Annotated in this window: 24 protein-coding genes and 1 pseudogene; 13 read left to right on the top strand and 12 right to left on the bottom strand. The window is 37.0% G+C overall.

Annotation, left to right across the window (positions count from 1 at the left end):
* Window positions 1–95 precede the first annotated feature (95 nt).
* The 3 genes from AB5170_RS20115 (at window position 96) to AB5170_RS20105 (ending at window position 3678) form a co-directional block, all read left to right on the top strand.
* Window positions 96–974 (top strand): carbohydrate ABC transporter permease, encoded by an 879-nt coding sequence (locus AB5170_RS20115; protein WP_118583645.1) that lies wholly within the window; start codon window positions 96–98, stop codon window positions 972–974.
* A complete protein-coding gene (locus tag AB5170_RS20110) occupies window positions 971–2620 on the top strand; it encodes an ABC transporter substrate-binding protein (protein ID WP_173715684.1) in 1650 nt (549 codons plus the stop codon). Before AB5170_RS20115 ends, AB5170_RS20110 begins: the two co-directional genes overlap by 4 nt.
* Before the next feature lie 257 nt (window positions 2621–2877).
* The gene (locus AB5170_RS20105) at window positions 2878–3678 is read left to right on the top strand and encodes a hypothetical protein (RefSeq protein WP_173717580.1); all 801 of its coding nucleotides are present in this window, start codon (window positions 2878–2880) and stop codon (window positions 3676–3678) included.
* A 71-nt stretch (window positions 3679–3749) separates the two neighbouring features.
* Here the strand turns inward: AB5170_RS20105 and AB5170_RS20100 are convergent, their stop codons facing one another.
* The gene (locus AB5170_RS20100) at window positions 3750–5090 is read right to left on the bottom strand and encodes an MATE family efflux transporter (RefSeq protein WP_368361917.1); all 1341 of its coding nucleotides are present in this window, start codon (window positions 5088–5090) and stop codon (window positions 3750–3752) included.
* Window positions 5091–5514: 424 nt separating this feature from the next.
* On the opposite strand from AB5170_RS20100, the gene AB5170_RS20095 reads away from it, so the two are divergent.
* The 5 genes from AB5170_RS20095 to AB5170_RS20075 all read left to right on the top strand — a co-directional run bounded on the left by AB5170_RS20095 (window position 5515) and on the right by AB5170_RS20075 (window position 9774).
* Window positions 5515–6732, top strand: a complete 1218-nt coding sequence (locus tag AB5170_RS20095; RefSeq protein WP_092069511.1) for a helix-turn-helix domain-containing protein — start codon at window positions 5515–5517, stop codon at window positions 6730–6732.
* On the top strand, window positions 6732–7265 hold the full coding sequence (locus AB5170_RS20090) for a hypothetical protein (protein ID WP_015526878.1): 534 nt from the start codon (window positions 6732–6734) through the stop codon (window positions 7263–7265). The genes AB5170_RS20095 and AB5170_RS20090 overlap by 1 nt, the downstream gene beginning before the upstream one ends.
* Window positions 7266–7567: 302 nt before the next feature.
* On the top strand, window positions 7568–7873 hold the full coding sequence (locus AB5170_RS20085) for a hypothetical protein (protein ID WP_368361916.1): 306 nt from the start codon (window positions 7568–7570) through the stop codon (window positions 7871–7873).
* A gap of 15 nt (window positions 7874–7888) precedes the next feature.
* Window positions 7889–9544: an HD domain-containing protein gene (locus AB5170_RS20080; RefSeq protein WP_368361915.1), complete on the top strand. Its 1656-nt coding sequence runs from the start codon at window positions 7889–7891 to the stop codon at window positions 9542–9544.
* A gap of 2 nt (window positions 9545–9546) precedes the next feature.
* Window positions 9547–9774 (top strand): hypothetical protein, encoded by a 228-nt coding sequence (locus tag AB5170_RS20075; RefSeq protein WP_227295473.1) that lies wholly within the window; start codon window positions 9547–9549, stop codon window positions 9772–9774.
* Window positions 9775–9936: 162 nt separating this feature from the next.
* Here AB5170_RS20075 and AB5170_RS20070 read toward each other — a convergent pair whose 3' ends face one another.
* Window positions 9937–10179 (bottom strand): transposase domain-containing protein, encoded by a 243-nt coding sequence (locus tag AB5170_RS20070; RefSeq protein WP_331466240.1) that lies wholly within the window; start codon window positions 10177–10179, stop codon window positions 9937–9939.
* A 54-nt stretch (window positions 10180–10233) separates the two neighbouring features.
* Here AB5170_RS20070 and AB5170_RS20065 point away from each other — a divergent pair.
* Window positions 10234–10428: pseudogene (locus tag AB5170_RS20065) on the top strand (transposase domain-containing protein); the annotation flags it as partial.
* A gap of 314 nt (window positions 10429–10742) precedes the next feature.
* Here AB5170_RS20065 and AB5170_RS20060 read toward each other — a convergent pair.
* From AB5170_RS20060 to AB5170_RS20015, 10 genes are all read right to left on the bottom strand, one after another.
* The gene (locus AB5170_RS20060) at window positions 10743–11513 is read right to left on the bottom strand and encodes a hypothetical protein (RefSeq protein ID WP_119243120.1); all 771 of its coding nucleotides are present in this window, start codon (window positions 11511–11513) and stop codon (window positions 10743–10745) included.
* A gap of 368 nt (window positions 11514–11881) precedes the next feature.
* Window positions 11882–12532 (bottom strand): ABC-2 transporter permease, encoded by a 651-nt coding sequence (locus AB5170_RS20055; protein WP_025579365.1) that lies wholly within the window; start codon window positions 12530–12532, stop codon window positions 11882–11884.
* Window positions 12533–12534: 2 nt separating this feature from the next.
* A complete protein-coding gene (locus tag AB5170_RS20050) occupies window positions 12535–13380 on the bottom strand; it encodes an ABC transporter ATP-binding protein (protein WP_025579363.1) in 846 nt (281 codons plus the stop codon).
* Window positions 13381–13420: 40 nt separating this feature from the next.
* Complete coding sequence (locus AB5170_RS20045) at window positions 13421–14713, bottom strand: radical SAM protein (protein ID WP_025579361.1); 1293 nt, start codon at window positions 14711–14713, stop codon at window positions 13421–13423.
* Window positions 14714–14721: 8 nt separating this feature from the next.
* The gene (locus AB5170_RS20040; protein ID WP_025579359.1) at window positions 14722–15957 is read right to left on the bottom strand and encodes a radical SAM protein; all 1236 of its coding nucleotides are present in this window, start codon (window positions 15955–15957) and stop codon (window positions 14722–14724) included.
* A gap of 39 nt (window positions 15958–15996) precedes the next feature.
* Window positions 15997–17337: a radical SAM/SPASM domain-containing protein gene (locus AB5170_RS20035; RefSeq protein WP_025579358.1), complete on the bottom strand. Its 1341-nt coding sequence runs from the start codon at window positions 17335–17337 to the stop codon at window positions 15997–15999.
* A 5-nt stretch (window positions 17338–17342) separates the two neighbouring features.
* Window positions 17343–17522 (bottom strand): hypothetical protein, encoded by a 180-nt coding sequence (locus AB5170_RS20030; protein ID WP_025579357.1) that lies wholly within the window; start codon window positions 17520–17522, stop codon window positions 17343–17345.
* Between the two features lie 11 nt (window positions 17523–17533).
* Complete coding sequence (locus AB5170_RS20025) at window positions 17534–18748, bottom strand: radical SAM protein (protein WP_255655329.1); 1215 nt, start codon at window positions 18746–18748, stop codon at window positions 17534–17536.
* Between the two features lie 68 nt (window positions 18749–18816).
* On the bottom strand, window positions 18817–19095 hold the full coding sequence (locus AB5170_RS20020; protein ID WP_025579355.1) for a hypothetical protein: 279 nt from the start codon (window positions 19093–19095) through the stop codon (window positions 18817–18819).
* Window positions 19096–19157: 62 nt separating this feature from the next.
* Complete coding sequence (locus AB5170_RS20015) at window positions 19158–19298, bottom strand: hypothetical protein (RefSeq protein ID WP_156331270.1); 141 nt, start codon at window positions 19296–19298, stop codon at window positions 19158–19160.
* A 472-nt stretch (window positions 19299–19770) separates the two neighbouring features.
* Here AB5170_RS20015 and AB5170_RS20010 point away from each other — a divergent pair, with 472 nt between their 5' ends.
* From AB5170_RS20010 to AB5170_RS19995, 4 genes are all read left to right on the top strand, one after another.
* Window positions 19771–20301: a DUF5697 family protein gene (locus tag AB5170_RS20010; protein WP_092073373.1), complete on the top strand. Its 531-nt coding sequence runs from the start codon at window positions 19771–19773 to the stop codon at window positions 20299–20301.
* 7 nt (window positions 20302–20308) lie between these two features.
* The gene (locus AB5170_RS20005) at window positions 20309–20974 is read left to right on the top strand and encodes a DUF6100 family protein (RefSeq protein WP_187306279.1); all 666 of its coding nucleotides are present in this window, start codon (window positions 20309–20311) and stop codon (window positions 20972–20974) included.
* A 139-nt stretch (window positions 20975–21113) separates the two neighbouring features.
* On the top strand, window positions 21114–22220 hold the full coding sequence (locus AB5170_RS20000) for a hypothetical protein (protein WP_368362015.1): 1107 nt from the start codon (window positions 21114–21116) through the stop codon (window positions 22218–22220).
* Window positions 22210–24216, top strand: a complete 2007-nt coding sequence (locus tag AB5170_RS19995) for a VirD4-like conjugal transfer protein, CD1115 family (RefSeq protein WP_368362016.1) — start codon at window positions 22210–22212, stop codon at window positions 24214–24216. The genes AB5170_RS20000 and AB5170_RS19995 overlap by 11 nt, the downstream gene beginning before the upstream one ends.
* Window positions 24217–24297: the final 81 nt, after the last annotated feature.

Raw genomic sequence — 24297 nt, 5'->3', positions numbered from 1 at the left:
TTTTCTTTATTTTAACATGAAAAAGGGTAAACGAATATATGTTTTGTGCAACTTTTATTTTTCAAACACGCTCTAGTCTTCATAAAGGAGAAAACATGGAAAAAGATACCACTCAGTTTACAAAATCGGAGCATACTGCCGCCAGACGGCATTCCCTGGGAAACATCCTTGTCTACCTGCTGCTTACCATCTGGGCTCTGGTCGTACTGTTTCCTTTTTACTGGATGCTTCTTACCTCTGTAAAAAGCTACAGTTCCTACAACGCAGAGCACATTCCCACCTTCTTTACACTGACGCCCACCCTGCAGAATTATGCAGATGCCTTTACAGCAGTGCCCCTGGGAAAATATCTGCTGAACACACTGATTTTCACAGTTGCCACCACTGCTATTATGATGGTTGTGATCACACTGTCCGCCTTTGCTTTCGCAAGACTTGAATTCAGAGGGAAAAACCTGGCTTTCACTTTATTCCTTTCCCTGATGATGATTCCAAACGAACTTGTGATCATTACCAATTTTGTGACCATCACCAACCTGGATATGCGGAACACCTTCCTTGGGCTAATCCTGCCATCTGTCACCTCTGTATTTTATATTTATCTTCTGAAAGAGAATTTCGAACAGGTACCGGATGAGCTTTACCGTGCAGCCAAAGTGGACGGAACCTCAGATCTGAAATACCTTTGCAAGGTGATGATTCCCATCTGTAAGCCTACCATGGTCACCATTGCTATCCTAAAGGTAATCGAATGTTGGAATTCCTACATTTGGCCAAGACTGATCACCGATGACCAGAACTACTATCTGGTTTCCAACGGAATCCAGGAGATTCGCGAAAACGGTTTCGGTCGTGAAAATGTCCCTGCTATGATGGCGGCGGTAGTTGTGATTTCCCTGCCCCTGATCATTTTGTTCCTGCTTTTCAGAAACAAGATTATGTCAGGAGTTTCAAGAGGAGGTACAAAAGGATGAGACTATTCAGACAAAAACATCCTGGAGCGTTCCACCAAAAGCCTTTCCTGCTTTTTTCCCTAGCTGCCCTTTCTTCTGTGACTCTGCTTACAGGCTGTCATGGCGCGAAGGACCAAAGTGCCTTTACCATTCCCGGGGAATTTGACACCTCCAGAGATTACGAAATCACTTTCTGGGCCAAAAACGACACAAACAAAACCCAGACCGAAATCTATAAAAAGGCAATATCCGATTTTGAAGCCCTGTACCCCAATATCACTGTAGATCTTCGGCTTTACACGGACTACGGCAAAATCTACAACGATGTAATCACCAACATCGCCACAGGCACCACTCCGAACGTATGTATCACCTACCCGGACCATATTGCCACCTACCTTACGGGAAACGATACCGTTGTCCCTCTGGACGATCTGATGGCAGATTCCAGCTACGGACTTGGCGGTGATAAGCTTGAATTCGCCTCAGTGAAAAAAGATGAGATCATTCCCCGTTTTTTACAGGAGTGTTCTTTTTCCGGTCACTATTATGCACTGCCTTTCATGCGCTCCACAGAAGCCTGCTATGTAAATAAAACCTATGTGGAAAAGCTTGGATACACCCTTCCAGAAACCCTCACATGGGATTTTGTGTGGGAAGTAAGTGAAGCCGCTATGGCGCAAAATGCAGATGGAACCTACAAGGTCAACGATCAGAATGTGCTGATTCCATTTATTGACAAGTCCACAGACAATATGATGATTGAAATGCTAAAGCAGAAAAATGCAGGATATTCCACTGACAGCGGAGAGATCCAGCTTTTTAACGACACCACGGCAAGTCTGCTGGATACCATCGCGGAGCATGTAAAAACCGGTGCTTTTTCCACTTTTAAAATTTCCAGTTATCCGGCTAACTTCCTGAATGCAGGGCAATGTATCTTTGCCATTGATTCCACAGCAGGCTCCACCTGGATGGGTACAAATGCCCCTCTTGTGGACATCAGTTCTGATGCTCTGGTGGATTTTGAAACAGAGGTTATGACCATTCCGCAGTTTGATCCGGATAATCCGCAGATGATTTCACAGGGACCTTCTGTATGTATCTTCAATAAGAAAGACCCTCAGGAAGTGCTGGCCTCCTGGCTCTTTACACAGTATCTGCTCACAAATGACGTACAGACCGCTTATTCTGAAACGGAAGGTTATGTGCCGGTTACCAGCAAAGCCCAGGAATCCGACCAGTATCAGGATTATCTTTCCAGGGAAGGGGAAGACAATTCCACTTACTACGATGTAAAAATAAAAGCTTCCAGGCTGCTCCTTGACAATGTAGAGCACACTTTTGTTACCCCTGTATTTAACGGCTCCGCTTCTTTACGTGATGCTGCAGGACAGCTGATTGAAAGCGTGACCAAATCTGTCCGAAGAAAACAGGAGATTGATGATGCCTATATTGATAAACTTTACAGCGATGTTACCTCCCTGTATCACCTGGATCAGATTTCCTCTGATCAGTCCTCCGGGAAAAAAGAGCTTGGACCTCTTCCCGCAGAATCCAGAATTCTTCTTGGAAGTCTGGCAGTAGTCTGGGGTCTGATTCTTCTTTATCTTTTACTTGAACGATTAAAGAAGAAAAAAGGTTACTGTTCACTCCGTTCACAGTAACGCGCTTCGCGATGCACAGAAATCATGCATTCGCATGATTTCGCGCCGCAATTCTCGGGTTTTCTGTGAACTTTGTTCACAAAAAACGCCTCGCGGAACGTTACCAGTGAACAGTAACGAAAAAAGCGTAATATTTAAGCTTGATTTCCCCATAATTTTGTTTATAATAAAAGTGATTATGTACAATCGTTTTTGACAGATGACTTTACACTCACCTTGTCAGACATCTGAATTTACGTACCCAGAAAGGAGATACTATGAAAAAAAGACTTGTATTACTGATGGCGCTCTCTCTTACATTTGCATTCCCGGCAGCTGTTATGGCTGAGGATACCACTGCTGCAGAGGAAACTGCTGATGACACAGAAGCAGCTGACAGCACTGCAGAAGATGCAGATGTGAAATCCGAAGGTGTTATGACCCATGACGAATACCTTGCAGCAGCTGTTGATGACGAAGTTACCATCGAGACCTATGTACAGGCAAAGCAGTCCTGGTGGGAAGATAAAGCTACCTTCTATACCCAGGACAAAGATGGTGCATACTTCATTTATAATATGCCATGCTCCGAAGAAGACTATGAGAAGCTGGTTCCGGGAACCAAGATCAAAGTAACCGGATATAAGGCAGAATGGTCTGGCGAGATTGAGGTTGCAGATGTTTCCTCTTTCGAGATTGAGGATGGCGAATACATCGCAGAGCCGCTTGATGTAACAGATCTTCTTGGTAAGGACGAGCTGATCGATCATCAGAACGAGCTGGTATCTTTCAAGGGAATGACCGTAGAAGCTGCCGGACAGGATGCTGACGGAAACGATGTAGCTTACCTTTACAATTACGATGGATCCGGTTCTGAGGGAGATGACCTTTACTTCAACGTTTCCCTTAACGGCGAAACCTATACTTTCACAGTAGAGTCTTATCTCTGTGACAAAGACAGCGATGTTTACAAAGCCGTAGAAGCTCTGAACATTGGCGATAAGATCGATATGGAAGGCTTCCTGTACTGGTATGAGGGCGTAAACCCGCACATTACATCTGTTACAGCAGCTGAATAATTTCACATAATTCCAGACAAAAAAACACCCGGGCACAGCTTCCTTTATGAAGCACGTATGCCCGGGATTTTTTATCCGATTTTTGTGTTCCTGTATACATGTACCCAATATATAATTTCCACCACTGCCGTAATTCCCCATGAGAAAATGTACAGCAGATATAAAGACGGAATCGTCTTAAAGTGGGCAAACACCGTATTTACCCATACCATTCGGAAAATACAGGATCCTATAATTACAATAACCGTCGGAATAACACTCTTTCCAAGAGCACGGGAAGCCGCAATGGCACTGTCCATAAATGCAGAAAATCCATAACTAAATCCCATAATCGTAAGTCGTTTCATTCCGGCATCCACAACCGCAGGATCATTGGTAAAAAGACCCAGGAACTGTCTGCCGAAGATAACCAGTGCAATACCACCTATAGTTCCAATTCCAAAGGAATAAGCCAGGCTGACCAGATAACTGTTTCGCACTCTTTTTCTTTTCCCTGCACCGTAATTCTGCCCCATAAAGCTTCCGCAGGCTGTATAAAAAGCAGCCATGGAGTCATACAAAAGAGCATCTGCATTTGCCGCAGCGGAATTACCTGCCACCATTGTAGCATCAAAGGTATTGACGCCTGCCTGGATAAACAGATTTGCCACCTGAAAAATACCGTTTTGCAATCCTGCCGGAAGACCGATCTGGATAAGGTATCCTGCCATTCTCTTGTCAATCCTCAGTTTGGAAAGACGAAGTGCATAATCCCCGCCCACTTTTACCAGCGCCCGAAGGATCAGAAACGCAGATAAATACTGGGAAATAATACTTGCAGTTGCAACACCTGCCACATCCATTTTGCAGACAATTACAAAAAACAGATTCAATACTATATTTACAATACCAGCTGCACCCAGATAATACAAAGGCTTCTTCGTATCTCCAAAAGCACTGCACACCGCATTACCAAAATTATAAAGAGCCATTGCCGGCATTCCCAGAAAATAGATCCTTATATACAGTACTGCACCATCCAGAAGTTCTTCCTTGGTATTCAACAGCTCCAGAATTCCTTTTGAAAAGAGCAGTCCAAAGATCAGTACGATCATCCCCGCAGCCATACTTACCAAAAGAGCCGTATGTATCGTCTTGATCGTACTTTCTTTATCCTTCGCTCCGAAAAATCTTGCCACCAGAACATTGGTACCGCCGCCCATACCGATCAGAAAGCCCGTAAAAAGAGTTACAAGCGTAGTAGTGGATCCCACTGCCCCCAATGATAAAGAGCCCGCAAACTGACCAATAACCGCGATATCAGCCATATTAAACAATACCTGCAAAAAGTTGGTCAGCACCAGAGGGATACTAAAAAGCAGCATTTTCCCCCAGATAGAGCCTGTGGTCAGGTCCTGTCTGTCCTCTTTCATTTCAATTCTTCTCCTTCGTCAAATCCAAAATTTCTTCCGGCACTGCACCTCGAAACTGTTCAGAACTTTCAATGCAGCTCGCACCCCTTCAGATCAAGCCAAACCTATTTTGCACCGGAATTTTGTGCGCAAATAAAGCTCTTGAATAAATCAAGAGCTTTAAGAGGTGCCACCCAGATTTGAACTGGGGATAGAGGTGTTGCAGACCCCGGAAAAAAACCTCGGAACCCTCTAAAACTCTAAGGTTTTCCAAACTGTCCACCTTATATCCACCCTAATTTTCATGTTGCTTTCATGCCATATCAGGTATTTTACTGTGCCAAATCTATGCCACTTAGCACCCCTATGGGCATATTATAAACATTTTAGTATCTTTCGTCTACAATTATTTTACTACAACTACAATATTATATGGAGGTTTATCGTGAATTATCAATTAGAATTAAAACAAATTGTGGATTTTCCACGCTGCCGGATTTACCGGGAATTTATACAAACCCTTATGAAAGACAGAAGCATCCGTACCAACGGAGGTTCCTGTCTTTTTTATTTTCTCATTTTATGTTCTTATGCAAATTACAGTTCCTCTTATCGGAACATCGAACACCTTACTTACAAAGTTGTTCCTGGAGAATGGATCTGTTCTCTTAAAGAACTACAGATTCACTTCCGCCAAAAATTCCAGCACCAGGTCATATCCATACTGGATACCCTGGTAGAGCAAAACCTTCTAACCTACTCACTACACGAAAAAAATAAGATTATCCAATACAAGATCAAAGACTGGCCAAAAGATAATACTGCCCTTTCCTATAATTACCCATGCAAAAAAGACATCGGGTTTTTCTTTTTTCCAATCGCAGATGTTCATAAACTAATCGGACTAGGAAAATGTTCGGAAATGGATGCTCTTTTGGATCTTTGGATTCATGCAGTCTATAATGATCCATCTGTGCAAGGCTCTGATGCCGGTCCGGTAGTATATTTTCGCAATCAGACTGGAAATCCCTTGTTCAGTTATCAGGAACTTGCCAGACGTTGGAAACAGTCGAAATCTTCTGTGTCCCGTCTGCTTAAAAAACTTGAAGATACCGACATGATCACACTGATTTCCTATTCCGGGAAACATGGCAGCATGGTATATCTACGTAATTATCTGTCCGTTATGTTTAATATCAGTGATGTCATGATTGATAAGGAGGAAGTTGCCATGAAAATGCAACTGCCAATACATATACCCGAAGACACCTTGCCTGTTAAAAACAATTCTGAATGCGTTTCAGAATCTATTACTGACGAACAAATCATCGTTTCACAGGAAGGCTCCTGCGTTCCAGAATCACACATCAAAGCCATTGTTCGCAAAGTCGCTGAAATACTGGAAATACAAGGCATTTCTTGTTGTAGATGCCCCAAAACAAAGTATATATTATCTCCTTTATCAGCCTGCAAGGATAGTATATATCTATATTCACTACGTATTATCTGCCCCTGGGGGAAAGCCGCCTATCAGTTTGAGTTAAAACTAAAACCGGAAAATCCCGCCGTCACCAACGTCCCAGGGCATACTCCGCCTCTGCAGCATACCTTACCTGCCTTCACTGAAATCCCAGAAGTTCTGTTGAAAGGAGGGGTTGTATAATGGCAAAGAAAAATCACCACCCTGTTTCTGCTGAAGTAGAAAATAATCCGCTGTACCATGATACCTATAAACTGCTCCGTTGTTACCGGGATTCTACTTATAGCCTTATGGTTGCTGTCCGGCAGGTGGAAATTCAATTCCAACTGGAATACAACACCAGTGTAGACGAATTTCTAGATTCCATCTATGCTGCAGGAGCAGATCTGGGAGACAGCCAGATTGAAGAATGGGCAAAAAGCATTGCCCGCAGTAACAAAATGATAAAGCTGCTTCTCTCTTCTGTGGATCTGCTCCGGAAAAATCATAAACATGGGGAAGAATATTACTGGATATTATATTACGCCTTTCTGTCTCCCCATGAACTGAAAAACACAGAGGAAATCCTGGAAGAGTTGGAAAAGCACGTTCCCAGTATCTCCTACCGGACGTACTACCGAAGGAGGCAGGCTGCTATTAACGCTCTTAGCAGCATACTATGGGGATTTTCTGCAAAAGGGACACTGGAAACTTTAAATAAATTTTTCCCCAAATAAAATCTGCATTTTCGAATAATCAAACTTTATTTCTGAAAAGCATAAGGATACAAATGGTGGTTAACAGCCTTGCTAGCACCATTTGTATCCTTAGTTATTTTATGCCTGGTTTTATGTTGATAAAGTCTCTTTATTAAACTAATTCACACAATAAAATATATACGTTTTGTCATTAACTTAACGTATTAAATTGCATACAGTATTAAGTCACTTAAAATCAAAATCATTTGCCAAAATACAGTAGCCTTTTGTAGAATAATAGCGTATAATTACTTTACAAACACAAAAGGGAGGAGATTTTCTTGAAAAAGGGGATTTATTTGAATGATACAATTCATGGATTGATTCCACTATCAGAATATGAAAAAAGAATCATTTCCAGCATTGGTTTTAACCGTTTACATGATGTTTACCAAAATTCTACTGTATATTTGACTTTTCCAACAAATAGGACTAAACGATTCGAACATTCTATCGGCACAATGAAGCTATGCTCAGACATGTTTTTTTATTCTGTTTTGAATTCTTCTGAGACTACGTTGAACACATTATATGAAATTTTTGAACAAGAGCTGGTTTCAATTATAAGCAAAATTGCAAAAAACTAACAGTTCTGTGAACAAATGTTAGGTGGAATGACACCCTCTAATATTCCACCAATTGAGCTTGACAAATTTAGATATTCTCTAATACCAAATAATGTACCTACCAATTATCAAGTTATCCATTTGATACTGATTCAATCAATTAGAGCAGCAGCCCTTCTACATGATATTGGTCACCCTCCTTTTAGTCATATTGTTGAATACGCGCTAAAAGCAGTATATGAAGAAAATAAAAATCAAAATCCATCCCAAAACGATTCGTTAAATGAGTTTACTAAAGTAATGTCAAAATATTTTGAAGACAACAAAAAATTACACGAACAGATGGGTGATGAGATAAGTGATAGCATCTTGAGAGGTATTATTTGTCCCATTTCAGATGAAGATGAACGATACAATGAAAATCTATTTGAGGTACTAATCTTAGAAGGCGTAAAAAGGATCTTTTCAGAATGTGGTAATTTTAAATATCTTCATAGAATAATAGATAGTAGCCTTGATGGTGATCGGTTAGATTATGTAACCCGTGATTCTATTAATTCAGGTATGAATTCTGGAACCATTGATTATAAAAGAATTATTAATGATATGCAGATCATCATAGATGAAAGTAAAATATATTTTTGTTTTCCACTAAAAGCGGTAAATTCCATAGAAGATTTTATAAAACGCAGATATAATATTTACAAAGATATTATCTACCACCATCGAGTAATCAAAACTGATTATCTTTTAGAGTATACAGTACGGGATCTTGTTAAAAAATATTTAAAAGGAATTCCCACTGATACAACGACCAGCAACAAAATGGTAATCCCTTTTGATATATCTGGATTATGGTTTCCACTAGGAGAAGCTACAAGTACAGAAAAATCAAATGCGTTATCACAATGGAACGATTCTTGGTTAATGACCATATTAAAACAAATTTTCTATACTGATTATTATCGCAATACCAAAATAAAATCGAATGATTCCGAATATATATTATCACAGAGGTTATCAGAATTATTACGCAATACAAAATGCTATTATTCCTTAATTAAGCGAAGTGAAAACTTTAAAATCATCGATGATTCAGTCAAAAAAACATTATCAGATAGTCGAGAAACTATTGAACAATTAGTTACAAAAATCAATGAAATGTCTAATAAAAAGCCAAAAGAAACCCCTCCCGGAGGTGCAACACTTGATATAAAAGCGACATTAGATTTTATAGAACAAATATTAGGAAATGCCCCTGGAATACCGAAAGGTTTTATTTTAGCGTATATTTCAAAGCATTATAAAGCTATACAACTAGACTCTTTTGAAAACTTTATAAAAGAAATTGTTGAGGCAGAAACCGAGAAAATATTTACAAATGTTAAAGTTTATGATAGAATAACAGTATTTAAGAACATTTCCATAGGATTAAATAATCCAATTTATTTTTATGATTATCACGAAAACATATATACATTAAATGATATTAGCGGCATTTCAGATATTTTACGGTTAGATTCAGATTATCTTCCTGTTTTTTATATCTATATATTAATGAAAGATGGGGATAGTATAATAAAAGAAAAAAGAGAACTATTGCTTGAAAGCATCGGTAAAAAAATTGGTAGTAACATTGTTAACAAAATAAATAATATTTTGCAAAATCAAATTATGCAAATGGAGGATTGAGTATGTGCAAAGTAGTAGTGAATGATGCTAATAAAAATGTTGAATTTATTATTTATAACCATCTTTTTTCAAAAGAGAAATATGAATTTACTATTTCTGAATTAGTAGAAGACTTGCATCAATATCATCTTGATTTAACACAGGAATTTGTCCAGTCGGAGGTGAATGATTTCATACAATCTGGTCTGATTGTACAAAATATCAGAAATTATTTTGTATGTAGCAGATAAATTATTGAAAAATCAATATATACCCTAAAAAAAAAAATCAGCAATGCTTAATGTATAAAGTATTGCTGATTTTTATGCATTTTCAAAAGTAAGTAATATTTGAGACCGTTTCCAATTCCCTATGGTAAGCGCAAAATAGTAAACGTAAAATAGCGAGTATCTTCACATTTTTAGGCGGCTGCTTTGCAGCCACCGATATTTAAGCTTTGCAGATCCCTCCAGAAGTTTTTCCGACCAAGGCAGAAGCTCTTCCAGAAAAGAACAATCCTTATCATTCATGTGTTTCGGAATCTCTTCCAAGAGATGCTGTACATAATCAAAATATTTCAGATTATTGGCTTTTGCAGTTTCTACAATACTGTAAATGATTGCGGAAGATTTGGCTCCATGAATCGTATCAATCAATCATCTGCCAATTCTTCTTTTTATGTGCTTAAGAACATAACCGGAAAAACTGGCAGTGCCAGTCCTAATGGAGCCACTGCCAATGCCACTGTGTATACTATGGTTGAGATGGCAAAAACGAATGCTCTAAACACTTATAAATATCTGACCTATCTCTTATCACAACGACCAAATGATAAAATGTCAAATGAACAGCTGGAGCAGCTTGCTCCATGGAGCGATACTGCGAAAGTGAACTATCAAAACTAAAATAGAGTAAAACGCTTGCATCTATCATTTTGGTGCAAGCGTAATTTATGAGTGGCGTAGCAATATTTTGCGCTTACTCCATATGTATTAGGAGAATTCTCGAATAATTAGTTTAATCAAATATGAAACCATGATGCCTGGCGCAGAACCGGTCGGTATCTTTCTGTAATTCTTCCGCAAAGTTCCATATTTTATAACATTAAAAAGGAAAAATCTAACACCCCTCTTTGATTCTAGAATTGGGCTACAATCTAAAACGAAAAAAGCGGAAGAACCCCTGAAACGAGAATCTTCACAAACTTGAACTCCTCATTCTACTCTTCATCAGTTTTCTCTTGATTTGCTTCATCTCCTTTATTCTTGCTTTTCGCCAACCTTTTTTTTACTTCAAGCGCCCCAACAAAAACTACCGTCACCGTAACCATCCCCATTCCTATACCTGAGCCAATATCATTGATGAGATTTTTAGCAGGAGATAACGCCAATTCCAATAAAATACCATATATTATCACAAATACTAGAGTAGTAGAAAAAATCCTTTTAGTTTTACACTCACGAAGTATCTTCTTATACTTTTCCTTCAATTCTTCTTTCATCCTTCGTAATTCTACTTTTCCTTTTTTCCCATCCTCTAAAAATAATGTAAAAGGTACATAAGCCCCTATCAAAACGCTGATTGCTATACTTGAAATTACGAAAAACGATTTCGACTGTTCTTGATATGCAATAATAAATCCCGATATACCAGTTCCCGCATACGCCATAAAAATGTATAGTTTTTTGTCACCTAACTTCAAACTATTTTCTTTAAAGCTTATAGAAAAGAGGACGTCTGCAGCCCAAATTGAAAAAAGTAATAACACTGAACATATCAAAGCATTAAAATTATCTTTTATAAATAATGAAAAACCAATGTATGCATACGATGATAGGAGCATAAGCAAAATATAGACGATTTGCTGTATCGGTTTCTTGATTCTATTTACAAATTCAAAAACCCAGTATTTTTCCCTATAAACACAATATATAAAGCCTGCCGTGAATATCATGCTGATAACATATGATATTATCAAAACTCTCTCCATATATTTCTCCTTTATAAAATCTAATTGATATAACCTATATCTTCATTTCTCAAATAAAACTGGTATTATGCATTGATATTTAATACTGCACAGACTCATCCGATAATATTATATCTGAGTTCTGGTATAAAGCCCTCTCCATAGCAGTGATTTTACCCCCCACCTGATGGCATATTGTTATTAACAGCAATTTCATAATATTGTGTTTAGAACATTGCTTATATTACATTAAGCCAAAACTTTAAACTGTTTTCAATCCTTCTCTTTATCCTCTTTCTTATTTTTCCCATAGCGATTTCTCCTTGGAATTCCTATAAAAAGAATAAGGCCTACAACGATTAAAATCGTCAAATCCATATAACCATCTCCTATATCTCTTTATTCTTCATAATCCTAATAGAAATACATATTGATACTGTGTAGATTAAAATAATACCAAATGTTATCACAGCCGCTAATATACCCAAATTACTAAATATACTTATTGCAAATCCATTTTTACTTAAATTAACTTTTTCCATTCCAAACAACACAAGTAAAAAACCAATAATCGGTATATACATAAACATCCTTCCGTTAATAGATCCGTATTTATAGTATCCTGGCAATTGAAAAACTGTATAAATGCTATACAAGAGTATTCCATATAGAAATGTAAAAATTATCTGCTGCCATGTCACTTTATCGCCTAATATGAATAATACTATTGGATGAACAATACAGGAAAATAGAACTGCAATTCCACCCATAATAATTGTATACAAATATCTCCCTAAAACAAATTCTTTTTTTGTAATAGGCAATATCCCATATAAACGCTCCATTCCATTTTTTTCAGAAATTGAAAATGTGTATCCAGATGCCATAGCAATAAAACATGTAGCAAAGGAAACACTTGTCATCAATGAACGATTTATTATTGCAAACACTACTGGAATTAGTAATGTAAAACAAATAGCTTTTACATATACCTTTACCAAATCAAAATCCAATTTCATAGCCTTTATAATATTTGCCATATCTATTCTCCTTTACTTGTAAAAACAACTATATCGTCTAATGTAGCTTTTTCAATCCTACCCAAGCCGCTTATCTCTTTTATATACTCTTTCTTCAAAAGCGCCTGCACTCCATCTTTCGTTTTTCTTACACCAATTAATTTTTCTCTAATCCCAATAGGTATTTCCTCTCTTACATTTCGAATTACATAAAACTCTTCTAATAATTTCTTTTTTTCTCCACTATATATCAACTCTCCATAATTGATATAGGTAATATAATCAGCTACTTTTTCCAAATCACTTGTGATGTGTGTAGAAAATAGTACACTATGTTTCCCATCTTCTACATACTTCTCAATAATCTCAAGAAGCTCATCTCTTGATACTGGATCTAATCCACTAGTAGGCTCATCTAAAATTAACAGTTTTGAATCATACGAAAACGCACATGCTAACATTAACTTCATCTGCATTCCTTTTGATAACTCTTTTACCTTTTTTGATTTTGCAATTTTAAATTGTTCAATATATGAATAAAATCGTAGATGGTTCCATGTCTTATAAAATCTAGACATTGCTTTTTCTACCATCTTCATATTCCACTCATCCACAAAGTAATTGGAGTCAAAAACAATTCCTAAGTTTTCTTTAGCTATTTGTTCTTCTTTTATGTTGTCATATCCTAAAATTTCTATTTTCCCCTGATTTTTTTTCAACATATTAAGAATAAGCTTTATTGTCGTAGTTTTACCTGAACCATTTGGTCCAATGAGTCCCATAACACTTCCCCGAGGTAGTTCAAACGAAATATTATCAAGCTTAAAATCCACAAACTGCTTTGATAAATTTTTTACTGTTAAATCCATTGTCTTCACGTTTTTTCACCTATATTCCTTTCTAAATATATCAAGATATCTTCGTCACAGCACTAAACAGTAACTCCCTTAATTGTTCTTGGCTTAAATAAGAGGTACTAATAATCATATTACTAAAATCATATTCTTGCCATGAATGTGCGTGTATAGAAATTCCCAGTTTATCCTTATGCTCATATAAAGGCGTTCCCGGAAATGGTACGCATCCAGCAACCGAAACCTCTATTCCAGAATTTCTTAATATTTCCATTAAACTAATCGTTTCTTGAATTGTGCGTTCTGTATCACAGAAATGACCAATTATAAAACTCGCAACTACATGTATATTTTGCTTATTCGCATAACACATTATTTCCTTTGCCCAAGATAAATTAATATTCTTTCCAATCTTTTTAATTATCTCTTGTGAACCACTTTCCACTCCAAAGTGAATAACTTCACACCCTACCTTCTTCAATGCATCTATATCTTTTTCTCTAACAGCATCCACGCGCGACTCAATTCTAAATGCATACTTTTCGTTATACTTAGAGAGTAATAAGCAAAAATATTCTAATCTTTCCTTATTAGCCGTAAATGTATCATCTAAAATTAAAAACTTTCTGGAATTCAGCTTTTCACTCAGAAAATAAATTTCACAGATAATATTCTCTGCGGAACGCATTCGATATTTATTTCCAGACAACGCTCTAGATGCACAATAAACACAATTTCCAGGACATCCCCTGCTTGTAATCAGTGTAAATGCTGTTGAATACTTCTCTGGGTCAATAATTCCAATTGCTTGTAACGGTAATGCATCAAGATTTTCTATATATTCTATTTTTTCTGATATGTATATATCATTTTTAATCCTATAACTAATTCCTTTTACTCTACTGATTGGATATTGTACAGGATATTTTAAGCTTTCAAGGAGTTTTAAAAATGTAAACTCACCCTCCCCCTTAATAACAAAATCTGCTCCTATATCATCAAGCATTTCTCTTTCATTAAATGATGGATGTGGTCCTCCAACCACTGTAATTCCCTCATACCCTATCTTTTTGTTTAGCTCAACCATCCTTCTTAAAAACGGAACAGTTCTTGTATATACAGAATATCCAATCACATCTGGATTAAATTCTTCTAATATTTTCTTATATTGCTCTTTCTTTATTGGATCAGCAAAAAAATCTAATATTTTCACATCATATCCATGCATTATCAGTACACCCGCAATTGATAGCAGACCTAAATTGGGTGATGATACTACATTATGAATCTTAGCCCTACTATGCTTATCCAATGTACAATTAATCAATAAGACTTTTTCAACCTTCATTCTAACTCCTAATACATTTTGCAACTGACCGGATCACAAGCCAGTATCGAACCATTAATAAAATATGCCCTTGCCCTACAACCGCCTTTACATACATTTACATTTTTACAAGTATTACACTTTTCTATATCTGCTATTGTATGACTTCTATATTCCATTAATATTTTACTATTTTCCCAGATATTTTCTATTCCATCCGTTATAGTTCCAAGTTGTATATTTCCCAATAATGGGCATAAAATAATCTTACCAAAAGAATCTATGTATAAACTATAAATTCCAAACCCACAATAACCTATAAAACGATTGGAAAATGACAAAGAATATTTGATTTTATCTGACCAAATATTCTTATTATCCTCAAAACATTCTTTTAGCTTTTCTACTGTTTCTTCGCTAACATCTACAAATCTATCTCCTTGATAAGTCTGATGATAGTTAATATATGGACTAATTACAATTTTCACATTAGGAAACTGCCTTGCTTCTCGTATAAAGAGATTAATTTCGTTTACATTGTAATCTGTTACTGTAAATGATAAAATCACTCTTATTTCAAATCGGCTCAAAATAGGAAGTGTTCTTAAAATATGTTTATAATTACCAGGAGCATTGCGAAATGTATCATGCGTTTCTTCAGTTCCACCATCTAAACTAATCTGAATCTCTGAAATTCCCACTGTTTTCAAATTCTCCACTGTTTTTTTATTCAAGCAAGAACCATTCGTATATAAACGCATTGATATCCCATTTTTATTAATATATTTAACTATATCCCAAAAATGGGGATGCAGCATTGCTTCTCCACCAGTTAATTTTATTAAACCTACTCCTAAATCTTTACAGGAATCAACAATCTGAAACCACTTTTCTAATCCTAGCTCCTTTTTCTCAATCTCCTTTGGTATATAACAGTGATGACATCTTAAATTGCATTGTTTTGTCAATTCAAAAAACACTTCATCCAAAGTCCATTTAGCTGACAAATCAATTTTTCTAGCAGAGTTCTTAACTAAAATTCCTTTATCAATAAAATTCTCGTAAATTTTTATAATGCTCACTTCCCTGCCCGGGAGTATTGCTAGAATCTCCTCTAAATCTCTACCGCCATTAAACTCCTGCAAGACTATAGATTCAATTTGACTTAGCACCCAATTGCCATTATTTAAACCACTTATCACTATCTTATTATCTATTCTCTTCTTTATAGATAATTGTTCTGCAAAGCCATATATATTTTCCATTTTTCAGATCACTCTCCGCTTCGTTTCTGTGTGGCTTTATCACTGCAGCATTAAATCAAACACTCTGTTCCTATAATTGTCACAATTTCTCTCCTGTCCATATAAGTCGCCTGTTTCATTAAATGCGATTGCTCTACATCCTCCGCCACAATAATATTTAATCTCACAGTTCTTACACTTAGATAACATTTCGACATCTATTTCTCCATATTTTTGTTTACTTTTTTCCATAATCTCAGTAATATTATCTGTTCTTATATTACCCAGTTCAAATTCTTCAATGTGTAAGGAAGGACACAAATATACGTTACCATTACTATCAATACTAATCTGGTTGCAATTAACACCGCATGATGTTTTTCTTCCTTTTGAGTATACTTGATTACATAAATCATTCGAAACATCTATATTAAATATAAATTCCTTATTTTGTTTATAATAGTTAATATAGATATTTCGCAAAAAATCATATCCTCTATCCACCCATTTATAAAACTGCTCCATATTTAATTTATTTTCAAAAGTTTTAGCTCGACCATAGGGAACAAATCTATTGATATGTAATTGTCTAACATTCATATTTAGACAAAATTTTATCATTTCAACGATATCCGGCATATAATCTGGAGTTGGTGTCATTGCAACTATCACTTTTTTGTTATTAATGTGTGTTAGAGTTTTTACCGTATTTACAGCGCGCACAAAACTTCCCTTTCCTCTATTTTTATCATGATGTATTTCTTCATAAGAGTCTAAAGAAATTTGAATTGCATCTACTATCTCCATAATTTCTCTATATAATTCTGCATTTCCAATAGTTCCATTTGTTAAAATTTGAACTTTTCCATACTTTTTACAAGTTTTTAAAATTTCAACTATATCTTTCCTCATCAAAGGATCTCCACCGGTAATGACTATTTTATTATAATTTTTCGGTTTTAATTCTATAAGAAGATTCTCTATTTCTTCTATCGTTAATTCGTTAGCTTCTCCTTCTCCAGAATCCGCATAGCAATAGCTACATCTCAAATTACATCTATTAGTCACTTTAATCCAAATCCCATTAGACGTCTGGTGACAAATGGTTTCCTCTGTTTCTATTCTAGAATAATCACCATCTTTAACAAAAAAACCTTTTTCGATCATATCATCCAAAAACTGTTGAACCTCCTCTCCAAACACTTCTTCAGGAAGTTCATATAAATCCGATAATTTTAGAAGTAACTCTTCCACTGATATTTCGCCATACTTATTTAAAAATTTAGAAATGGTGAGACCAGAACTGTTGACTTTCCTGTAATCCGCTCTTTCTACATCGATTAATAGCCCTTTGGTTTCATAGTCTTTTATAATAACGTTTTTATTTAATGAAATTTTCATTCCTCTCACTCCTCTATTCTAATTTCATGCTTTTTAACAATTGATTTTATTGGACACCAAACTTTTAATCCGCTTTTTGTATCTGTTTCTACCAATATTCCATTTTCACCTTCAATACATATCTCACCTTTATCCACTCCACAGAAAGTTAAATTTCCCTTTAATTCTACAACAATTCGTTCCATAATTTCCTCCTCTAAATCACCATTGATTGAATTTCATAATAATAATTTTGCAACTCAGCTCTTGTAATATTAGGTGTACTAAATACAGCCTGAACTAAATCGAATGAAGACCAATTTTTGATTTCCAAATTAATTCCTAAATCCTTCATATGATTATATAGATATGTGCCTGGGAAAGGGGTATTGATGCTTATACCTACAGTTGCTTTATACTTTTTACGAAATTTCAGTGCCATATCTATTGTTTCTTTTATTGTCTCATGTGTATCGCAATGATGCCCTATGATAAAAGAACACATTACTTGAAGCCCTTTTTGCGACATATATGCAAGTAATTCTTCAGACCTTTCTAAACTTATATGTTTATTAATTTTGTTAATAACATCTTGAGATCCGCTTTCTATACCTATATGTACGGATGTACACCCTACTTCCTGCATTTTATCAATCATTTCCTTTGATAAAATATCTGTCCTCGAATCACAACGCCATATTATATTCATATTGGCTTGCTTTAGATAATCACAAAACTGATACAATCGCTTCTTATTTGCTGTAAAAGTATCATCCAAAAAAGCAAAGTATTTCTCTCCTTTTATACTATATTTATAATGTATTTCACTGAATACATTTTGAGCGCTTCGATTTCTATAACGTGTTCCCGATAGAGCAGCTGAAGCACAATAGATACACTTTCCTGGACATCCTCTACTTGTAATAATCAATTGCTTGATATCATAGCTTCGCATTTCAATTTCATCGAGTTCTGCCCACGGTAAATTATCCAGATTTTCAATATATCCTCGATCTGCATTATGTATAATCTCCTGTCCTACACGATATGAAATTCCTTTCACTTCTGACAAATCAATCGTATGATAATTAAGGCACTCCAATAGTTGTACAAAAGTCATTTCTCCTTCTCCACGGCACACATAATCAACTGTATTATGATGCAAAGCTTCTTCCGGCAAAAAAGTCACATGTGCTCCACCTAAAACAATAATTATTTTTGGCAACACCGATTTAATTATCTTTGTTAAATGGATAACCGCATTAATATTTTCTGTATATGCACTTATTCCTATCATATCCGGATGTGCATTTTTTATTTTATCTATAAATTCCTGTTTCCTTATATGATTTGTAAATAAATCAAGTATTTCTACCATATAACCGTGCATTTTAAGATATCCTCCAATGGAAATTAGACCTAGAGGAGGCATTGTCATCTTCTCTGAATATCCCACCTGCTTATTCTTATTACTGTTTGGCATAATAAGCATAATCTTTTTTATAATAAGTCATCCCCCCAAAACATATCTTCGTTAGTTATAATACCAATTTTAATAAATTCCTCTAACCTGTCTTCAACCTGATTAGCACTCATTGTATCCTTCATATGACGGATAATATCATCCACGGTATCATCGTCATTGATTATTTTCCAGATATCAGAATCTTTTTTATTTAAAATCACCCTACTGCCATCATTTTTTATGATACTGGTATATTTTTCATTTTCTTTCCAAACATAAGTTGTTTTATGTAATATGTCTTCTCGTTTAATCATATTTTAATGAATGTATAATTCTAAAAAAGCGTTTCTCTTTTCTGAGAAACGCTTTCTCACCATTACGTTGGTCCTGGTAATGGACCAATCATTGCAATCGCTATGCCTGCTCCGAAGCCCCAATCACAGTTTACTCCACAGCCTAAATCAACACGTTTTTTCTGCTCTACGCCTTCGCTTTTTGGTGTTTCATATACACTCATTTTGTCACCTCCTTCACATTTTGTCTTTCCAATACTTTTTTATGTATTAGTACATTCTTTATACCATGTCATAGCATTTACAACCATATTTATTGTTTTTTTTGCACTTTTTTTTATCTCTTTGGACATAGGCAACACATGGCTGATTAATTTCAATTATTATAAAATAATCTGTATGAATTATTTTGATGAAATATATTTTCATAGTCATTCATTGCAACATAATTGTGTCACTACATTGGCACACTTCTGCGATTGAAGGGTAATTTTACCCATGTTACAATTGATATTGCTTATAGTATTCCTATTTTTTCTGGCACCTTAATCGGTGCTTTTTTTGTACCCGTAAACCTTTCGCTGACAGTAGCCAATACTTACACAGTACGTACAGCGTACTTCCCCTAAAATAAAAACGTATTCTGTGCGTACAGTGTAGGTAAAACTTCCTATTATATAATGAAGGGAGATTACCATGAAAACAAGAAATGAAATCTATCAAGGGGAAGGTGCCCAACTGCTCCGGTTCATTACAACTTACCATTCGCTGCAATATGAACAGATCTTACGGCTCTTTTCCAAAAACAGAGAGTCTATCAAGTCTCTGATCACCAGTCTGGTAAAACAAAAACGCATTATCTATGATAAGGAGAACGGGCTTCTCTGCGACAGCCAGGAATCTGCAAACAATCCTGATTATGGAATGATTGCATCTTTTTGGGTGCTTTTGGACTTCAAAAACGCCATTGTGTACCATACTGACGGTGAATTTCCTGTGAAATTGAACTTTTTCTCTAAAGATGAATGGTATGAAGTCCTCTATGTCCCCCAGGAGCAGGAATATCTTATCAATCATGTCATGGAAAGCCAGACAAAAAGCGATGCGAAACGGCTGGTTGTATTAGAATCGGAAGAACAGGCTTCAAAAATCCATATCACAGGTGTGATTGCCTTTTGCCTTGTAGACTCCTCTACCGGATCTGTCAGCTATTATGCAAAGAAATGAGGTATGTATGAACACCAAAACTGTTTTTGACCGTTTACAGAGCATTGATGATGAAGTCCAAAAACTTCACAACACTATTTTTGCATTGAAAACAACAGATATTCAAGCGTATGCCGACAAATACGAAGAGCTGAGTATCAGTGCTGCCTTGCGTTCTGAAAGGATTGCCTGCCAGCTCAGAAATCTGGTATATACCACAACTGATACTGGAAAGAAAGACTATCTGAAACAGGCTGCGGCTGTGCAGGGAATCAAAATCTCTTTTTCAAATAGTGTTCTTTCCATTACCATGCCAGGACTACTGCCCAAACGTAAATTGCGAACCAACACCGCTTTTCTACATGAGCCATTAAACCTTGCCTTGCAGACTTATGTGACAGAACATTCTATTCCGTTATATAAAAGATGTGTGGTCTGTTTCAGTCAAATTTATGACCAGAGCCTTTCTTTACAACGGATACGTGATTACGATAATTTGGAGTTCAAACAGATTTTAGATACCATCGCTTCCTATGTTCTGGTTGATGATACGGGACTCTTTTGCGACTCCTATCACACTACGGAACTGGGGAATTACGATCACACCGTTATCTTTGTAATGGAACCGGAAACCTTCCCTGACTGGCTGAAAAATAGAAAATCGTCTATCAAAACCATATCGGAAATTTCCTGATATTTTTCTTTCTTTTTCCGATATAGGTAATTTTTCTGCAAAGAAGCCATATTCTTTGCATTTTTTATGCTTAATACCGCCCTTACTTTACCCAAGTATAGGCTGTCATAGGTAAAAATCGAACTGAGGTGATGCTTATTTGATAAAAACCGATTCTATAAAATATCAGCTTTTGGAAATGGTTGGACTATGTGGGGAATTCCCTTCCGGACAGCTTAACAGATTGATTGAGAGTGATTCCTATGCAGAGAAGGTGGTTACAGATTTAAAGCAGAGTAAGCTTATAAGAACACACTATAAAGATGGCCTACGAGGTTATCGCCTTACCAAACGGGCAAAAGAACTGCTGCTTTCGCAAAATTCCTGTCGTTTTCAAAACTATTTAACCGGAAATGCAGAAACCAACCTCATACGTAGCGAATTACCAAGACGGCTGCGGCTTCATCAAAAAGCAGAAACCTATTTGACGCTTTCTCATACCGGAATCCCATTCTTTCCAGATGAAAAGCCCCTGCTTTTTTCTGAATCCGGCGAAGCGGCTACGTTTCCTGTGCGAAGCCTTCCTCTGTTTTACTCTTCCAGGGAAATAAAAAATCTTGGAGCAGCCACTACAAAAATCAAAAATTCCCGTTGTATGGGAATCCTGATGGCTCCTCACTGTGTCTATGCTGTTTATAATACCGGAAATACACTTCTAAAATGGGAATACAAAACGGAAGTCCGACTCAATGCTTTTTTGCAGCACTATCTTCAAGGACTTCCTTACCATGGCCCGCCTACCGTTTATGCCATCATGACCGGCAGTGATATGGATATGGCTTTCCGTCTCCTTACCAGTACCGGGGGATACAAAAAAACACTGTTCATGCTGGATACTGCGTATGAACACTTCTATTTCCTGCCCAATAACAGCTACGGAGAATACCTGCTCCGTTTATTGGTACAACCCCAGCGTATGATGCAGCTTAATCAGTTACTACTGTCCGACTGTTTTCCCCAGCGTGAGGATCTGCCAATTGAACATGATGGAATAGACAGCCAGGAAAACCCTATTTTGCTTGCGTATGATTTTGACATGCAGCGTATCAACCGCTTCAATACTGGATTAAATGTATATGGGCTATCCGGGAACCTGATTTGCTTTGACTTTCAGCTTCCCTGCCTGAAAAAATACCTAACTGCAGATATACACTTCTCCAGCATTGATTTTCAAAAGTTTAAAAGGAGGTTTTTCAATGAACCGTAAATGGTGGAAGTTCCTGTTTTTGCTTCCCATAAGCGTCTGCACTCTGTATGCCGGAGGATACGCAGCACAATTTATTAAAAACTATCAGGAATGGACTTCTGCCGGAAACTTTGCCGGCAACGGAACCTATCCGCAAGCAGCTTCTTTACACCCATTGGTATGCTTTCATACTGCCCTTACCGATTTCCCATACAATTTGTATGGGATTTTTCTTTGCCTGGTTCTCTTTGGGCTTCTTACTTTTTTACTTATGCGTATGGGATATGACAGAAACGGGGAGATTAGTGACCATGACCGGAACTTAAATTACTCTACAAAAGGAACCTACGGTACATCCGGATTCATGACTCCAGATGAAATGATGAAAGTTTTGGAACTGACCGGAGATGTAAAGAAAAATAAAGGAACCATTTTAGGAAAATTGAATGGCAAAGCCGTATGTCTTCCATATCAAACACGAATGAATAAAAATATCGCCGTGTATGGTGCCAGCGGTTCCATGAAATCCAGGGCATTTGCTAGGAATATGATTTTCCAGTGTGTCGCCAGAGGACAAGAAGGCAACAACGCTTCCGGGGAAAGTTTAATCATTACCGACCCCAAAAGCGAACTCTATGAAAGCATGTCTGCTTACCTGGAAAGCGAAGGCTATGTAGTAAAAGCATTTAATCTGGTCAATCCGGAAAACTCCGATAGTTGGAATTGTCTGGGTGAAATCAATGGACAGGAAACGATGGCTCAAGTATTTGCAGATGTCATTATCCAGAATACAGGTTCCGGAAAAGGAGATCATTTCTGGGATAATGCGGAGATGAACCTGCTAAAAGCCCTGGTTCTCTATGTAGATCAGGGCTTTCCGCCGGAAGCCAGAAATATTGGACAGGTTTATAAGCTGCTGACCATGAGTTCCGAAAAGGAGCTGAACAGTCTTTTTGATCTGCTCCCAGTGTCCCATCCAGCAAAAGTTCCTTACTGCATCTACAAACAAGCCAGTGATACCGTGCGAAGCGGAGTTATTATCGGATTGGGTGCCAGACTTCAGGTATTTCAGAATAAACTCATTCGGCAGATTACCTCTTATGATGAGATTGATCTGACACTTCCAGGGAAACAGAAATGTGCTTACTTTTGCATTACCTCAGACCAGGACAGCACCTTCGATTTTTTATCTTCCCTGTTTATGACCTTCATCTTCATCAAACTGGTCCGTTATGCAGATAAGTATGGAGAAGAAGGAAAACTTCCTGTTGCTGTACATATACTGGCTGACGAGCTTGCTAACACCGGAGCTATCCTGGAATTGAATAAGAAGATTAGTGTAATCCGAAGCCGGAATCTCAGCATTTCCTGCATCTTTCAGAATTTACCCCAGATGCAGAACCGCTATCCTTATAACCAATGGCAGGAAATTATCGGCAACTGTGACACCCAGCTCTTTTTGGGCTGCACAGATGAAGTTACTGCTACCTTTATCAGTAACCGCAGCGGCGATGTAACCGTAGGGGTAAGCAGCGAAGCTAAGCAGCTCAATAGCTGGCGGGTATCTGACTATACACCGGAATACCGGCAGACAAAATCTATCGGCAAACGGAAACTCTTAACCCCAGATGAAATCTTGCGGCTCCCGCTTGATACTGCTTTGGTTATCCTACGTGGACAAAAAGTCCTAAAAGTAGAAAAGTACGATTATACCCTGCATCCAGATGCCCAAAAGCTGACACCAAGAAAAGCATCGGAACACATACCTGAATGGCGCAAAAATGGTTCCTCGGAAGAAACAGATTATCGACCACAGTCCTCATCCGGATCATCCAAAAGGAAACGCCGTCCATCTTCTGCATCAATAGCAAAACAGAAACCACATTTTACATCCGAACCCGTTTATCAGGAACCTACTCCCGATGATTTTATGGAGGATTTCCTTCAGGAAAATTTTATAGAAGATTCCCCCGACTCTGGCATGGTTCCTTTAGATAAAGATTCCATCATGTCATAACACATAGGTAATTGCGAAACAAGTTCGCAATCCTGACTAAAAAGCGGTAAGAATCCTGCAACGCAGGATTCTTAAGATGAA

Origin of the sequence: Ruminococcus sp. RTP21484sp1_RTP21281st1_A8_RTP21281_210402, from assembly GCF_040914025.1 — a bacterium.
GTDB lineage: Bacteria > Bacillota > Clostridia > Lachnospirales > Lachnospiraceae > Blautia_A > Blautia_A faecis.
The sequence above is the reverse complement of the archived record's forward strand: the minus strand, read 5'-3'. Positions and strand labels throughout refer to the sequence as shown.

Bases quoted from the DNA above. Each gene is read 5' to 3' on its own strand.
- AB5170_RS20005 (WP_187306279.1), top strand. From the start codon at position 20,309: ATGAACACCAAAACTGTTTTTGACCGTTTACAGAGCATTGATGATGAA.
- AB5170_RS20020 (WP_025579355.1), bottom strand. From the start codon at position 19,095: ATGATTAAACGAGAAGACATATTACATAAAACAACTTATGTTTGGAAA.
- AB5170_RS19995 (WP_368362016.1), top strand. From the start codon at position 22,210: ATGAACCGTAAATGGTGGAAGTTCCTGTTTTTGCTTCCCATAAGCGTC.
- AB5170_RS20025 (WP_255655329.1), bottom strand. From the start codon at position 18,748: ATGCCTCCTCTAGGTCTAATTTCCATTGGAGGATATCTTAAAATGCAC.
- AB5170_RS20090 (WP_015526878.1), top strand. From the start codon at position 6,732: ATGGCAAAGAAAAATCACCACCCTGTTTCTGCTGAAGTAGAAAATAAT.
- AB5170_RS20060 (WP_119243120.1), bottom strand. From the start codon at position 11,513: ATGGAGAGAGTTTTGATAATATCATATGTTATCAGCATGATATTCACG.
- AB5170_RS20045 (WP_025579361.1), bottom strand. From the start codon at position 14,713: ATGAAGGTTGAAAAAGTCTTATTGATTAATTGTACATTGGATAAGCAT.
- AB5170_RS20040 (WP_025579359.1), bottom strand. From the start codon at position 15,957: ATGGAAAATATATATGGCTTTGCAGAACAATTATCTATAAAGAAGAGA.
- AB5170_RS20010 (WP_092073373.1), top strand. From the start codon at position 19,771: ATGAAAACAAGAAATGAAATCTATCAAGGGGAAGGTGCCCAACTGCTC.
- AB5170_RS20080 (WP_368361915.1), top strand. From the start codon at position 7,889: ATGTTAGGTGGAATGACACCCTCTAATATTCCACCAATTGAGCTTGAC.
- AB5170_RS20030 (WP_025579357.1), bottom strand. From the start codon at position 17,522: ATGGAACGAATTGTTGTAGAATTAAAGGGAAATTTAACTTTCTGTGGA.
- AB5170_RS20050 (WP_025579363.1), bottom strand. From the start codon at position 13,380: ATGGATTTAACAGTAAAAAATTTATCAAAGCAGTTTGTGGATTTTAAG.
- AB5170_RS20075 (WP_227295473.1), top strand. From the start codon at position 9,547: ATGTGCAAAGTAGTAGTGAATGATGCTAATAAAAATGTTGAATTTATT.
- AB5170_RS20035 (WP_025579358.1), bottom strand. From the start codon at position 17,337: ATGAAAATTTCATTAAATAAAAACGTTATTATAAAAGACTATGAAACC.
- AB5170_RS20115 (WP_118583645.1), top strand. From the start codon at position 96: ATGGAAAAAGATACCACTCAGTTTACAAAATCGGAGCATACTGCCGCC.
- AB5170_RS20100 (WP_368361917.1), bottom strand. From the start codon at position 5,090: ATGAAAGAGGACAGACAGGACCTGACCACAGGCTCTATCTGGGGGAAA.
- AB5170_RS20015 (WP_156331270.1), bottom strand. From the start codon at position 19,298: ATGAGTGTATATGAAACACCAAAAAGCGAAGGCGTAGAGCAGAAAAAA.
- AB5170_RS20110 (WP_173715684.1), top strand. From the start codon at position 971: ATGAGACTATTCAGACAAAAACATCCTGGAGCGTTCCACCAAAAGCCT.
- AB5170_RS20055 (WP_025579365.1), bottom strand. From the start codon at position 12,532: ATGGCAAATATTATAAAGGCTATGAAATTGGATTTTGATTTGGTAAAG.
- AB5170_RS20105 (WP_173717580.1), top strand. From the start codon at position 2,878: ATGAAAAAAAGACTTGTATTACTGATGGCGCTCTCTCTTACATTTGCA.